The sequence below is a fragment of the Microlunatus elymi genome, from assembly GCF_007362775.1.
In the GTDB taxonomy this organism is placed as follows: Bacteria; Actinomycetota; Actinomycetes; order Propionibacteriales; family Propionibacteriaceae; genus Microlunatus; species Microlunatus elymi.
Genome location: NZ_CP041692.1, coordinates 2,176,912 through 2,190,644 on the forward strand (window position 1 = coordinate 2,176,912; position 13,733 = coordinate 2,190,644).

14 protein-coding genes are annotated in these 13,733 nt (G+C 68.3%); 6 read left to right on the plus strand and 8 right to left on the minus strand.

From position 1 onward, the window contains the following. Positions 1–13: 13 nt before the first annotated feature. From FOE78_RS09765 to FOE78_RS09775, 3 genes are read right to left on the minus strand one after another with little or no spacing between them, the layout of a single operon-like run. Positions 14–1,021 carry an NAD-dependent epimerase/dehydratase family protein gene (locus tag FOE78_RS09765; protein WP_143986115.1) on the minus strand — a complete coding sequence of 336 codons (1,008 nt, stop codon included), beginning with the start codon at positions 1,019–1,021 and terminating at the stop codon, positions 14–16. A gap of 12 nt (positions 1,022–1,033) precedes the next feature. Next, positions 1,034–2,152 carry a sensor histidine kinase gene (locus FOE78_RS09770; RefSeq protein WP_143986116.1) on the minus strand — a complete coding sequence of 373 codons (1,119 nt, stop codon included), beginning with the start codon at positions 2,150–2,152 and terminating at the stop codon, positions 1,034–1,036. Beyond that, positions 2,149–2,850: a response regulator transcription factor gene (locus FOE78_RS09775; RefSeq protein WP_228266130.1), complete on the minus strand. Its 702-nt coding sequence runs from the start codon at positions 2,848–2,850 to the stop codon at positions 2,149–2,151. Before FOE78_RS09775 ends, FOE78_RS09770 begins: the two co-directional genes overlap by 4 nt. Positions 2,851–2,977: 127 nt before the next feature. Between FOE78_RS09775 and FOE78_RS09780 the strand changes: the two genes are divergently transcribed. The 3 genes from FOE78_RS09780 to FOE78_RS09790 are packed head-to-tail and all read left to right on the plus strand — an operon-like array spanning position 2,978 to position 6,269. Beyond that, the gene (locus FOE78_RS09780; RefSeq protein ID WP_143986118.1) at positions 2,978–3,631 is read left to right on the plus strand and encodes a glycosyltransferase family 2 protein; all 654 of its coding nucleotides are present in this window, start codon (positions 2,978–2,980) and stop codon (positions 3,629–3,631) included. Further along, positions 3,628–4,905, plus strand: coding sequence for a DUF2064 domain-containing protein (locus tag FOE78_RS09785; RefSeq protein ID WP_143986119.1), 1,278 nt, complete (start codon positions 3,628–3,630; stop codon positions 4,903–4,905). Before FOE78_RS09780 ends, FOE78_RS09785 begins: the two co-directional genes overlap by 4 nt. Continuing rightward, entirely contained in the window at positions 4,905–6,269 is a 1,365-nt protein-coding gene (locus FOE78_RS09790; RefSeq protein WP_143986120.1) for a glycosyltransferase 87 family protein, read from the plus strand. The genes FOE78_RS09785 and FOE78_RS09790 overlap by 1 nt, the downstream gene beginning before the upstream one ends. Before the next feature lie 2 nt (positions 6,270–6,271). Here the strand turns inward: FOE78_RS09790 and FOE78_RS09795 are convergent, their stop codons facing one another. After that, positions 6,272–7,240: a phosphotransferase enzyme family protein gene (locus FOE78_RS09795; RefSeq protein ID WP_143986121.1), complete on the minus strand. Its 969-nt coding sequence runs from the start codon at positions 7,238–7,240 to the stop codon at positions 6,272–6,274. Positions 7,241–7,414: 174 nt separating this feature from the next. On the opposite strand from FOE78_RS09795, the gene hemW reads away from it, so the two are divergent. After that, positions 7,415–8,632, plus strand: a complete 1,218-nt coding sequence (gene hemW / locus FOE78_RS09800; RefSeq protein WP_143986122.1) for a radical SAM family heme chaperone HemW — start codon at positions 7,415–7,417, stop codon at positions 8,630–8,632. A 20-nt stretch (positions 8,633–8,652) separates the two neighbouring features. Here the strand turns inward: hemW and FOE78_RS09805 are convergent, their stop codons facing one another. From FOE78_RS09805 to FOE78_RS09820, 4 genes are all read right to left on the minus strand, one after another. Next, complete coding sequence (locus FOE78_RS09805; RefSeq protein WP_143986123.1) at positions 8,653–9,060, minus strand: PIN domain nuclease; 408 nt, start codon at positions 9,058–9,060, stop codon at positions 8,653–8,655. Beyond that, complete coding sequence (locus FOE78_RS09810) at positions 9,057–9,272, minus strand: type II toxin-antitoxin system VapB family antitoxin (RefSeq protein WP_143986124.1); 216 nt, start codon at positions 9,270–9,272, stop codon at positions 9,057–9,059. Before FOE78_RS09810 ends, FOE78_RS09805 begins: the two co-directional genes overlap by 4 nt. 55 nt (positions 9,273–9,327) lie before the next feature. Then, complete coding sequence (locus tag FOE78_RS09815) at positions 9,328–10,212, minus strand: DUF3097 domain-containing protein (protein ID WP_143986125.1); 885 nt, start codon at positions 10,210–10,212, stop codon at positions 9,328–9,330. Positions 10,213–10,354: 142 nt separating this feature from the next. Further along, positions 10,355–11,314: an MBL fold metallo-hydrolase gene (locus FOE78_RS09820; RefSeq protein WP_168207451.1), complete on the minus strand. Its 960-nt coding sequence runs from the start codon at positions 11,312–11,314 to the stop codon at positions 10,355–10,357. A 120-nt stretch (positions 11,315–11,434) separates the two neighbouring features. Here FOE78_RS09820 and hrcA point away from each other — a divergent pair, with 120 nt between their 5' ends. Next, the gene (gene hrcA, locus FOE78_RS09825; protein ID WP_143986127.1) at positions 11,435–12,487 is read left to right on the plus strand and encodes a heat-inducible transcriptional repressor HrcA; all 1,053 of its coding nucleotides are present in this window, start codon (positions 11,435–11,437) and stop codon (positions 12,485–12,487) included. Positions 12,488–12,537: 50 nt separating this feature from the next. After that, positions 12,538–13,719, plus strand: coding sequence for a molecular chaperone DnaJ (gene dnaJ, locus FOE78_RS09830; protein ID WP_143986128.1), 1,182 nt, complete (start codon positions 12,538–12,540; stop codon positions 13,717–13,719). Positions 13,720–13,733 lie beyond the last annotated feature (14 nt).

Here is a 13,733-nt window from a genome sequence, read left to right on the forward strand (position 1 = left end):
GCGTCAGGAAGCGCTATAACGCCTTCTGATGCTGACAAGTCGGGTGTTGAAGTGTTCGCAGGCCGGCGTCCAGGTCGACCTGCGGTGACCAGTGGAGCAGGGTCCGTGCCGCCGAACTGTCAGCGGTGATGTGGCGTACGTCGCCGAGCCGGTAGTCGCCGGTGATCACCGGCTCGGGACCGTCCATGATCATCGCCATCCGGCGGGCGACCTCGCCGATGGTGGTCACCCGGCCGGAACCGACGTTGAGGGCGGTGAATCCCTGCTCCGGTTGGCATTCCAACGCCGCGACGGTGGCCGCGGCGACGTCGTCGACGTGCACGAAGTCGCGCCGTTGACGGCCGTCCTCGAACACCCTGGGCGGTCGACCCGCCGCCAACGTCGAGCGAAAGATCGCGGCCACCCCCGCGTACGGGGTGTCGCGCGGCAGTCCGGGACCGTACACGTTGTGGTAGCGCAGCGCGATCGCCGTCCCGCCGGACTCTCGAGCCCAGATCCGGGCGAACTGCTCCAGTTGCACCTTGGTCGCGGCGTACCCGTTGCGCGGATCCAACCGAGCCTCCTCGGTCACAAGGTGCGGTTGTAGCTCCGATCCGCAGGCCGCGCAGCGAGGCTCGAATCGACCGCAGGCAAGGTCAGCTGTGGCGCGTGGCGGCACCGGCATCGTGCCGTGTTCCGGGCACCGCGCGCGGCCTTCGCCGTAGACCACCATCGAGGACGCCAGCACCACCCGGCGGACGGATTCCTCGGCTGCTGCCCGCAACAGGACGGCGGTACCAAGATCATTGTCCCGGGCATAGCCGTCGAGATCGGACAGGTTCACGCCGAGACCGACCTTGGCGGCCAGATGAATGATCGCGTCCTGGCCGCGGATCGCCGCACGTAGCCGCCGCAGGTCGATCAGCTCGTCTGCCGGATCGGTCTGCCGATCGTAACCGGTGGCCGAATGACCAAGATCATCAAGCCGGCGCAGCACCGCCGTACCGATGAATCCGGCGGATCCGGTGACCAACACCTTCATGTCATCTCCTGCTCAGGACGCCTGTGGCAGTGGCAGTTCCACCTCGAACCGGCAGCCCGAGCCGGCGTTGCTGACCGCGATCCGGCCGCGATGGGATTCGACCACGCCGCGGGCGATCGCCAGTCCGAGTCCGGCGCCGTCGGTGCCGCGGGCCTCGTCGCCCCGCCAACCGGCGTCGAACACCCGGCCGAGGTCCTGCTCCGGGATCCCTCCGCAGCCGTCGGAAACTGCCACCGTGACCGCACCGCCGGCCGACCGCGAAGCCGTCAACGTCACCGCACCGCCCGGGCCGGTGTGCCGTACGGCGTTGGTCACCAGATTGCCGATCGCGCGGACCAGCGCGTCGTCGTCGCCGAGGATCGCTAGCCGATCATGATCGGGCAGGTCGACCGTCAGCCGGACCTGCTGCCGTCGTGCGGCCGGTTCGGTCTGCTCGGCGACGTCGGTGATCAACTCGGTCACCGACAGCATCCGCCGCTCGTGCTGCGGCAGGCCGTCCTGCACCCGGGACAGCTCGAACAGGTCACCCACCAAAGAATCCATCCGACTCACGGTCGCCTGGATCTGCCGCATTGCGCCCGGCACATCGGCGACGATGCCGTCCTCCAACGCCTCGGCCATCGCCCGCAAACCGGCCAGCGGCGTACGAAGATCATGAGACAGATGCCGGACCAGTTCCTGCCGAGCCTGCTGCGCGGCACGTTCGCGGGCACGCGCCTCGGCCAGCTTGTCCCGCGTACTCGTCAAGTCGGCCATCGCATCGGCCAACTCGGCCGGCAAGCCGGGCCCGGTGGATGGCGGCTGCAACCCGGCCAGTCCGGTGATCCCGGCGCCCAGCCGGCTGGTGCCGGCCACGATCCGGCGGGTCACCAACAGCGACAGCCCGACTGCGACGATCAGGGACACCGCCAGCGCGAACAAGATCACCAGGCTGTCGTGCCGGGACAGGAACATCAACCAGACGTTGATGATCACCGTCACCGCGACCGCCAGTACGGGCGTCAGACCGGCGATGATCAACTGGTAGCGAATGGAGGCGTGTCGGGTCAGCCGCAGGGCGATCCAGCCGATCCCGGCGACCAGCAGGCAGGCCAGGATCGTCATCGCGGCGATGATCAACAAGTCCGTCATGCCAGTTCGTCCTCCCGGGCGATCCGATAACCCTGCCGGCCGACGGTGAGCACCAGCCGCGGGTCCGACGGATCGTCCTCCAGTTTCTGCCGCAGTCGCCGCACGTGCACGGTGACGGTGGACGTGTCACCGAAATCCCAACCCCAGACCCGCTGCATCAAGGCGGTCTTGCTGAAGGTCTCGCCGCGATGACCGGCGAGGAAGGCGAGCAGGTCGAACTCTCGGCTGGTCAGCTGCAACGGGCTGCCGCTGCGAGTCGCCCATCGGGCTGCAAGATCAACTTCGACGGATCCGATCTGCAACGTCCGATCCGACAGTCGACCGTCGGGCTGGGTCGCGCGCCGCAGCAGCGCCTCGATCCGCAGCACGATCTCCCGAGGGCTCAACGGTTTGACCACGTAGTCGTCGGCGCCGAACTCCAACCCGATCAGCCGATCCGGCTCGTCTCCGCGCGCCGAGATGATGATCACCGCGGCGTTGTCGCCGGCGTTGCGGCGCCGTCGCAGCACCTCCAGCCCGGACAGGGTCGGCAGCATCACGTCCAGTAGCACCACATCCGGCGGCTCGTTCTCCCAAGCAGCCAACGCCTCCGCGCCGTCGGCGACCACCCGGACCCGGTGACCGGCGTTGCGGACATAGCCGACCAGGACGTCGGCCAGCATCGGATCGTCCTCGACGATCAACACTTCGGCTGCCACGTCGATCAGCCTACGGTTCCGGGCAGCCGGTTGCGTTGCCGTCACGGCTCCGCGGGCAGGACCGTAAGCAATCGGAAAGCGTTCAGCCATGGTGGCCGGGCGCCTCGGCTGGCTAACTTCGGCAGACATGGAAGCGGTTCAGGTGATCCTGCCCTGTTGGAACGAGGTGGCGGCCCTGCCGTCGGTGCTGGCGAGTCTGCCCGCCGGCTTCACCCCGTTGGTGGTCGACAACGGCTCCGACGACGGCAGCGCCGAAATGGCTCGATCACTCGGCGCGGTGGTGATCGATTGCCCGGAACGCGGCTACGGCGCCGCCTGTGATGCCGGACTCCGCGCGGCTACCGCACCGGTCGTCGCGGTGATGGACGCCGACGGCAGCCTGGACGGTGCCGACCTGCCGCGACTGGTGGCGCCGATCCTCGGCCGGAGTGCGGATCTGTCGATCTGCAGCCGGCGACCGGCCGGCCGCGCCGCCTGGTCCTGGCGGCTGCGGTTCGCCAACCGGCGGCTGGCCGGACAGCTCAGCCGCCGGACCGGGATCAAGATCATTGATCTTGGTCCGATGCGGGCCGCTCGACGGGAGGCGCTGCTGGATCTCGACCTGCGTGATCGCCGATCCGGATATCCGGCGGAGACCCTGATCGCCGCCGCCGACGCCGGCTGGCGGATCTGCCAGGTCGACGTCGGCTACGCCCCGCGGATCGGCAAGTCCAAGATCACCGGTACGCCGCTGGGGGCGCTGCGTGCCGTTCAGGATCTGCGGGCGGCGATCCGGTCATGATCACGAGATCGGGACTGCGCGACCGAGCCGAGACGGTGATCGTGCTGGCCAAGGAACCGCTGCCCGGCCGGGCCAAGACGCGGCTGCAACGGCGGTTCAGTCCGAGCGTCGCGGCGCAGCTTGCCGAGGCGTCGCTGACCGACACGCTGAGTGCGGTACGGGCTGCCGCGATATCCCGCCGGATCCTGGCCTGGGAAGGAAATCCGGACCGATGGCGTACCGGGTTCGCGGTGCTGGAGCAGGGCGATGGTGATCTTGGTCGTCGGCTGGCGCGAGTCTTCGACGCCGTTTTCGCCCTGGCGCCCGATCGGCCCGCGTTGTTGATCGCGATGGACACCCCGCAGGTCACCGCGGCGGAGTTGGAGATCGGTTGGGACGGCGCGGACGCCGTACTCGGTCTGGCCGCCGACGGCGGTTACTGGGCGATCGGGCTCCGGTCCGGTCCGGCCCGTCCGGTGTTCGACGACATCGAGATGTCGACCGAGCGGACCGGTGCCGCGCAGTTGGCACGACTGTTGGACCTCGGTCTGCGAGTGAAACTGCTGCCTCCGCTGCTGGATCTGGACACGCCCGCCGACGCGGCGTGGATCACCGAACACCACCCGGAGCTGGGGTTCGCGCGCCGCTATCGCGAACTGACCGCCACCTCGGCGGACGCAGGAATGATCTTCGATCGCGCCTATGCGGGTCGGGGGTTGAGGGTCGAAACGGCGGCCGGCGTCGACCCGCTGCGCACCGATCTGGCGCAGTGGATGCAGCCTGCCGACTCCGCCGATCTGCTCGTGGTCGCCCGTTGCCAACCGCCGGTGCTGGACGTCGGCTGCGGACCCGGCCGGCTGGTCACCGCGCTGATCGAGCATGGACAACCGGCGTTGGGCATCGACCTGTCCGGCACCGCGGTGACGACGAGCCTGGGGCGCGGCGGCCCCGCGCTGCGCAGGGATATCGGCGATCGGCTGCCGGCCGAGGGGCGTTGGGGGACCGTGCTGTTGATGGACAGCAACGCCGGCATCGGCGGTGACGTGGACGCGCTGCTGCGGCGTTGCCTGCAGCTGGCCGAGCCGGGCGGCCTGATCATCTGCGAGACCGATCCGGACGATGACGCGGACGAGGTGCACACGACAGCACTGTGCTCCGGAACCGCGACGACCTCCGTACGGTGGGCGCGGATCGGTGCGGCCGCGTTGGCCCGCCGCGCCGCCCGGCTGGATCTGGCGGTGGTCGAGCACTGGTCGGGCAGCGGTCGATCGTTCGTCGCGCTGCGGACGATGTGATGAGCGACCCTGGCGTCCTGCTGGTGCCGGCACCGACACCTGCCGATCGCCGTGACCGTACGACGAGGTGGTTGTTGATCATCGCGATGGCGCTGATCCTCGGTGTTGATCTTGCCGTGTTGTGGCTGCAACGCGTGCACCTGGGCCGCTGGGCGCTGTTGATCGCGGTGTTGATCTTCGGCCTGATCGCGTACGGGTTCCGGCATCGTGTGGGTGACCTGCGGCCGCGGATGATCATGATCATCGCCGCGGTCTGTCAGCTGCCCGGGCTGATGTTCCGGCCGACCCTGACCGACGACACCTACCGGTTCGTCTGGGACGGCCGGGTGCAACTGGCCGGCATCGACCCGTACCGGTATCCGCCGTTGGCAGCCGCACTGCGTGGACTGCGCGATCCGATCCTGTTTCCGCCGGGATCGCCGCGTCCGTTGATCAATCGCCCGTCGGTGCACACGATCTATCCGCCGGTCGCCGAGCTCTGGTTCACCCTGGTGGCCGCGGTCACGCCCTGGCAGGCGGGCACGCTCGGCGTCCAGCTCGCTGCCGCCGCCGTGGTGGTGATCACCACCGGCCTCCTGGCCCGCGAGCTGAGATCGATCGGATCCGCGGGGCAGCGGCGGACCGAGTTCGCCCTGCTCTACGGTGCCTGTCCGGCGGTCACCGTCGAGGCCGCCAACGGAGCACATCCCGATGTGCTCGCGGCGTTGTTGGTGCTGCTGATGGGGCAGGCGTTGATCCGTCGACGACACGGCCGGGCGGGTCTGTTCCTCGGCCTGGCCGCGGGCGTGAAACTGGTGCCGCTGGTGATGCTGCCGGCGTTCGTGGCGCGGGGCCGCCGCAGGATCTTGTTGATCACTCCAGCCGTGCTGCTGGCCGGCTATCTGCCGCACCTGATCGCCGTCGGTTCGCTGGTGATCGGCTACCTGCCGGGCTACCTGCACGAGGAGGGCTTCAACGGGAGCAGCCGGTTCGCGTTGTTGATCTTCCTGCCGGAGCCGTTCCGGCTGCCGGCGGCGCTGCTGCTGGCCGCGGCGTTGGCGGCGCTCGCGATGCTGCGGTCGCGTTCGGAGCCGCCGGTGGTGACCTGCTGCTGGCTCTACGGTGCAGCCTTCCTGATCGGCACTCCGGCTTATCCGTGGTACCTGCTGCCGGTGATGGTGCTGGCGATTCTGACCCGCCGGTTGGAGTGGCTCGCACTGTGGCCGGCCGCGTACCTTTCCTTCCTGTACGGCTATCCACTGCTGCTGCAGACCGCCGGCTACGCGACCGCATTGGCGATCATCGTCGCGGTAACGATCTCGCGGGCGCGGCAGAACAAGATCAACTCCGGGACGTCAGCGGCCGTCCCGCGGCAGACCGGCTGACATCAAGGTCCTGCGGATCGGACGGCTTCCTCCACTGCGGTGTAGTTCGCAAGCTGCCAACGCGCTGCCTCGATCGTGTCCGCGAGCACTTGATCATGGTCGGGAAGCATTCGGCGTTCGAGCTGCCCGGACGCGATCTCCTGGCCGTAGCTGGCCTCGATGATGTTTCCGGCCGCGATACATGCGGGTAACGCGTTCAGCTCCTGACCGCTGAGCGGATTCGCCCGTTGGTAGCCGCGGATCAGCGGGCCGATATGGGCCACGCGGTCGGCGGCTGACTCGGTGCGCTCGCGCCAGCGGAGACGCAGCCGGCGGGACAGGTATTTCGCGATGTCCCAGACGCGCGGTGCGAGTGGCAGGTGGTCGAAGTCGATGAAGCCGGCGACCTGGCCGGGGCTGCGCAGCAGGATGTTCTCGGGTGTCAGATCGCCGTTAACCAACTGGACCAGCAGCAGCTCGATGCTCTGGCAGACGCTCTCCCGCCGCAGCGCAAAGGAGTCTGCGAGGTCAGGCGGCAGCAGGAGGTCTCCTTGCAGCGCGTCGGTCATCTGCTCGCGGTATGAGTTGGCGGACCATGGATAGCCGGCCAGTGCCCGATGCAGTTCGGCAATCGCCTGACCGATGGTCTCTTCGGATCGAAGTAGGTCGGCCGGCGCGATCCGATCGGCGTCCAGTTGCGGGATGAGGGTGTACGAGTCTTCGCTGGGGCCGACAGTGAGTGTGGCCTGGTCGGTGATCATGAACTCGGCGACGTCGACGTGTTGTTGTGCCAACCAGCGCAGGACCCGCGCTTCGTCGGCCACCGGAAGATTGCGCCACGGGCTGAGGCGTTTCAGGAAGTAGCGTCTGCCGTCCTCGGCCACGATCGGCCACAGCCCGCGCCCCGTGTCCTCGGCGCCCAGGATCGGGTCGGCGCCGAGCAGGGTTGTCCAGTTCTTCAATACTGCCGTCAGTCGACCGGTGGTGAACATGATCAGGCTCCCTGTCTTGCTACGTGGGTTTGCTTCCCGCGATCGGCTCGTCGAGAAAAGCACAGGCACGTGCCGCAGTCACGACTTGTGTGACGCACGTCACGCGAGACCGGTCGATCGCTGCACGCTGACTTCGATGGGGCTTGCGGCGAGGTGACGCGTTAGCCTCGGCGCATGCCGTCCACGTTGCCCGAGGGGGAGCCGGTGCCGCCGACCGGGGAACTGCCGACGGCGGCGTTGGTGACGGTTGCCGAGACGCCGCTGAGTTTCTATCTGCACGTGCCGTTCTGTACGACGCGGTGCGGCTACTGCGACTTCAACACCTACACCGCCGGCGAACTCGGCAACGCGCCCGGCGCCAGCCGGGTCGGCTACCCGGAAGAGGTACTGGCCGAACTTGATCTTGCTCGCCGGGTGCTCGGGCCCAACACGCCGACGGTCGGCACGGTGTTCGTCGGCGGCGGGACGCCGACCCTGCTACCGGCCGATGATCTTGGACGGATGCTGTCCGGCATCCGGGACCGGTTCGGCCTGGCCGATGACGCCGAGATCACCACCGAGTCCAATCCGGAGTCGATCGACGAGGCCGGCATGAGCCGGCTTGTTGATCATGGATTCACCCGAATCTCGTTCGGTATGCAGTCGGTCCGCCCGCACGTGCTGGCGGTGCTGGATCGGGTGCACACCCCGGGCCGTCCCCAGCAGGCGGTGGCCGAGGCGAAGCGGGCCGGCTTTGCCCAGACGAGCCTGGACCTGATCTACGGCACCCCCGGGGAATCGTTGTCCGATTGGGAAGCCAGCCTGCGCGCCGCGATCGACGCCGAGCCGGATCACGTCAGTGCGTACTCGTTGATCGTCGAGCCGGGCACCCGACTGGCGGCGCGGATTCGTCGCGGTGAGCTGCCGATGACCAGCGAAGATGATCTTGCCGACAAGTACGAGTTGGCCGAGAAGCTGCTGATCGAGGCAGGTTACGCGAACTACGAGATCAGCAACTGGTCCCGCGGACCCGAGTCGCGCTGTCGGCACAACCTTGCCTACTGGCTCGGCCACAACTGGTGGGGCGTCGGGCCCGGCGCGCACAGCCACGTCGGCGGCGTTCGCTGGTGGAACGTCAAGCACCCGGCCGCGTACGCGAGCAAACTTGATCAAGGAATCTCACCCGCGTATGCCCGCGAGCAGTTGACCGCCGAGGAACGCCGTACCGAACGGGTTTTGCTGGAATTACGGCTGGACACCGGCCTGGATCCGGCCGTCCTGACCGATCGCGAACGCGACCGGATCCCGGACCTGCGGGCCCGCGGGTTGATCGCGGATCGTGATGATCAACTCGTGCTCACCGCGGCCGGAAGGTTGCTCGCCGACGGCATCGTCCGCGACCTGCTCGACTGACCGCGCCACCCGGGCTGGGTCTAGTCGAACCATTCGGTGGGCTGGCCGGTCACCCGAGCGATGCAATCGAAATCGTGATCATGGTGGAGCAGGGTGAGCCGGGCCAGTTCCGCGGTCGCCGCCACCAGCAGGTCGACCGGACCGGCACTGCGGTGTTCGCCGCGCTGTGTCAATTCCTGTTGGAGGGAGTCGGCCCTTTCGAATGCTCGTTCGGGCATGAACTGCGACACGAAAATCTCGCGGAAGCGCTGCATCGTCCGCCTACGGTCCTCGATCGACCGAGCGCTGTACAGGGTCTCCAGTTCGACAATGGGGCAGATGGCGATCAGGCCGCTTCGTGCGGCCCGTTCCCAGCCGCGCGTCGCTGGTTGCTGGCGAAGAAACCGCGCCAGTGCGCTGGTGTCGATCAGATATCGTGTGTCGCTCACCGACGGTAGTTCTTCTTGTCCATCAGGAGATCGAGGTCGAGCGCGCCGTCCTCGATCTCGTCACGGAGTTGAATCAGTGCGAGTGCGCGACGGCGGCTCTCCAGGACTTCCCGCAACGCCGTGTTGACCGTGTCCTTCTTGGTCTTGGTGCCGAGGGCTTCGGCAACTTCGGCCACCAGTTGGTCATCCAGGTCGATCACTGTCCGAGTCATCGCAACCTCCGAGATATCAAGATCGCGAAGTAGTATATCTCCGCGGCGGAGCGACTCACTCGCGCGCTTGATGGTCCTGGGTGACGAAGTCGATCAGCATCTCCACCTGGGTGAGCAACTCGCGTTCAAGATCATTCCAAGTGCGCACCTGGGCCAGGATGGTCTGCCAGGCCTTGGCGACGTCGGTCTGCGTTTCGGCCGGCCAGCCCAGGTGCTGACAGATGCCCTTCTTCCATTCGATCGAACGAGGGATCTGCGGCCACTGCTTCAGCCCGAGTCGCGCCGGCTTCACCGCCTGCCAGATGTCGATGTACGGATGTCCGGTGACGAACACGTAGTCGCCGTACGAACCGGCGGCGACGTGATCAACGATCCGCGACTCCTTGCTGCCGGCCACCAGATGATCAACGAGCACTCCGAGCCGGCGCCCCTTGGCCGGTGCGAAGTCGGCCACGATCGCCGGAAGATCATCCACGCCGCCGAGGTATTCCACCACGACGCCCTCGTGGCGAAGATCATCTCCCCAGACCTTCTCCACCAGCTCGGCGTCGTGCCGGCCCTCGACGTAGATCCGGCTGGGCAGTGCCACCTTCGCCCGCTCGGCCGAGCCCGCGACCGACCCGGACGCGGTCCTGCCTGGCGGCGGCGCGCACACGCCGGCTCCGCTCGGCCCGGCCAGCCGGGACGGCACGCGCGGCGGGATCTTCAACGCGACCGGTTTGCCCTCCAACAGGAAGCCGGGGCCGATCGGGAAGCTGCGTCGTTTCAGATGCCGATCCTCCAGCACCACGATCCCGTTCTCCCAGCGCACCACCGCGCCGCAGAATCCTGAGGCGGCCTCCTCGAGCACCATCCCCGCCTCGAGCACGCAGTCCTCGCTCTTGGTCAGGTGGGACTTCTGCCAGCCGGCAGCCAGCACGTCGCCGGAATATCGCGTCACGGCCGCACTCTACGAAGTTTCTCGCGCCGGACCCGTTGCCGACACGGCCGTTCGCCAGGAGCGATGACTTCTGTATACGCGTTCGCCCGCAGCCGCCCGAAACGGCCCGATCGGGCCGACGCGTATACGAAAACCTCGCTGATCAGGTTCCTGCCAGCGGCAGCGTCGGCCGCCCGCCGGCGCCGGACTGCCGCTCAGCGGCCGCGCGGATCTCCGCGTACCCGGGTGCGATGCCGGCGGCGACGTGGTCGGCGGGGAAGGGCCAGTCGCCCTGGCCCAACGCGTCGGATTCGGACACCCCGGCCGCGGCCAGGCGTTCGAGCTCCATCCGTACGGCGTCGATCGCGTCCCGTTGTTCGATCACGAAGTCGACCCCGACCGGGTCACCGTGGCCGGGCACGATGATCGTCTGCGAACCGGCCAGCCCGCGCAGCCGATCCACCGTCCAGGACCACTGATCGGGCGAGGAATCCGATCCGTACCAGGGCGCCGGCGACTCGGCCGGTGCGGATTCGATCAGGTCCCCGGCGAAGATCACCCCGCCGAAACCGTCCGCGCCCGGATCGGTGACCGTGATCACCAGATCACCCCGTGAGTGCCCGTCGCCGAGGTGAGCGATCTCCGCCACCCGGCTTCCGCCCAGTCCGACCACGTCCGCAACCGCGATCAACGTCTCCGGGAGAACCAGTTCGCCCGGATCGAAGCCCAGACTGCGGGCGCCCGCCGCGACGCCCTCGGTCGGCCCCTGCTCGGTGAGCAGGGTCTGCGACAACGACTCGTGCCCGATGCTCGGCACTCCGGCCAGGCCGGCCAGGCCGAAGGAGTGGTCGAAATGGTCATGGGTGACCACCACGGCGACCAGCGGCAGGTCGGTGACCCGGCTGACCGCTCCCCGCAACTCGGCGCCCTGCGCCGGGCTCGAGCCGGTGTCGACCAGCAACGCACCCTCACTGCCGACCACCAGGCCGATGTTCACCGAGGCCGGCTCCGCCACCAACCGGTAGACCCCGTGGGCGACCTGCTGCCAGTCCCCGAGTCGCCATCCGACCCGCCCGCTGTCGCCGGTCGGATCCGCGGCGGCGTTCTCGGCGTTTTCACCCATACCGATTAGACTGGCACTCGCGAACCGGGAGTGCCAATCGAGACCCGGCATCGCATCGGGGTAAGACGGCAACGGGGCAGGAACGGAAGGCCGACGACAATCGAGAGCCAGGGGAGGGCCATGCTTGACGATCGCAAGCTCGAAGTCCTCCGGGCGATCGTCACCGACTACGTTTCCAGTCAGGAGCCGGTCGGCTCCAAAGCCCTGGTCGATCGGCACGATCTCGGGGTCTCGCCCGCCACCGTACGCAACGACATGGCGGTGCTGGAGGAAGAGGGCTACATCACCCAGCCGCACACCAGCGCCGGCCGGATCCCGACCGACAAGGGGTATCGGCTGTTCGTCGACCGGCTCGGCTCGGTCAAACCGCTGTCGACCGCCGAACGGCGGGCGATCCAGACGTTCCTGTCCGGCGCCCTCGACCTCGACGACGTGCTGAGCCGCACCGTACGGTTGCTGGCCCAGGTCACCCAGCAGGTCGCGATCGTGCAGTATCCGACCCTCTCGCACGCGACCGTCCGGCATGTCGAGGTGGTGTCGCTGTCCACCCAGCGGCTGATGCTGGTGATGATCAGCTCGACCGGCCGGGTGGAGCAGCGGCTGGTCGAGGTGGCCGAGGTCGACGAGGAGGAGCTCGCGCTGCTGCGTACGTTGCTCAACGAGGCCGTCGTGGGGCAGACCACCGGCGAGGCGGTGCGGACCCTCAGCGGGGTGCTCGCCGACGCCGAGTTGGCCGACGGCGTGGTCTCGCCGACCGCTCAGGCGGTCGCCTCCAGTGCGACCGCGCGACTGTCGGTGGCGACGCTGCTGGAGATGCTGGGCAGCGACCGGAGCAGCCGGGTGGTGGTCGGCGGGGTGCAGAACCTGACCCGGCTGACCGACGAGTTCGAGACCACCGTCAAGCCGGTGCTGGAGGCGCTGGAGGAACAGGTGGTCCTGCTCAAACTGCTCGGCGAGGTGACCGATCCCGATATCGTCACGGTGCGGATCGGTCAGGAGAATCCGTACGAGAGGCTGCAGACGACCTCGGTCGTCTCCACCGCGTACGGCAGTCAGGCCGACAGCTGGGCAACGCTGGGTATCGTCGGACCGACGCGGATGGACTATCCCTCGACGATGGCCTCGGTTCGCGCCGTGGCCCGCTACGTCGGCCGATTCCTCACCCAGAGCTGACCCGGCCAGCACGTCATGAAACACCACGACAAGGAAACGTTCACGCACTCATGAGCTCTGACTACTACCAGATCCTCGGTGTCTCGACCGACGCCGGCGCCGACGAGATCAAGAAGGCGTACCGGCGCAAGGCCCGGGAGATGCACCCGGACGTGTCCGACGACCCGGACGCGGCGACCAAGTTCAAGGAAGTCAGCCAGGCCTACGAGGTGCTGTCCGATCCGCAGAAGCGGGAGCTGTACGACCGCGGCGGCGACCCGTTCGGCAACGGCGGGATGGGCGGCTTCGGGTTCAACGGCGGCGGCGGCTTCGGCACCGCAGGCGGGTTCGACTTCACCAACCTGGTCGATGCGATGTTCGGTCAGCAGACCGCGCGCGGACCCCGTCCCCGGGTGCGTCGCGGCCAGAACGCGCTGGTCCGGATGAGCCTGGAACTGGCCGAGGCGGCGTTCGGGGTGACCAAGCCGATCACCGTCGACACCGCTGTGCTCTGCCCCCGCTGCAACGGCAAGGGATCGGAGACCGGGGCCGAGCCGGTGACCTGCGCGACCTGCCGCGGGCAGGGCGAGGTGACCCACATCCAACGGTCCTTCATCGGCGACATCCGCACCACCCAGGCCTGCCCGACCTGCGGCGGCTACGGCTCGGTGATCCCCGATCCCTGCGTGGAGTGCTCCGGCGACGGCCGGGTCCGCTCGACCCGGACCATCACGGTCAAGGTGCCGGCCGGCGTGTCCACCGGCAATCGGATCCACCTGGCCAGCCACGGCGAGGTCGGCCCCGGCGGCGGCCCGGCCGGTGACCTGTACGTCGAGGTGCACGTCAACCCGCACGAGCTGTTCAAGCGGGACGGCGACAACCTGGAGATGGTGGTCAAGCTGCCGATGACGGCGGCCGCGCTGGGCACCGAGCTGGACCTGCCCACCCTGGAGGCCGACCTGCCGGATGCGGATCCGGACAAGACGACGGTCCGGCTGACCGTGCCGGCCGGCACCCAGTCCGGGACCCGGCTCACCGTCGACGACGCCGGCGTACCCAAACTGCGGTCGAACTCCCGCGGCGATCTCGGCGTCACGCTGCTGGTGCAGACGCCGACCAAGCTGGACGACGAACAGCGTGAGTTGCTGCGCAAGCTGGCCGAGGTGCGCGAGGAGACCCGCCCCGAGGGCGCGGTGCAGAAGCACGGTCGCGGCGTCTTCTCCCGCCTCCGCGACGCCTTCGCCAACCAGTAAGCCGACTTGTCAGC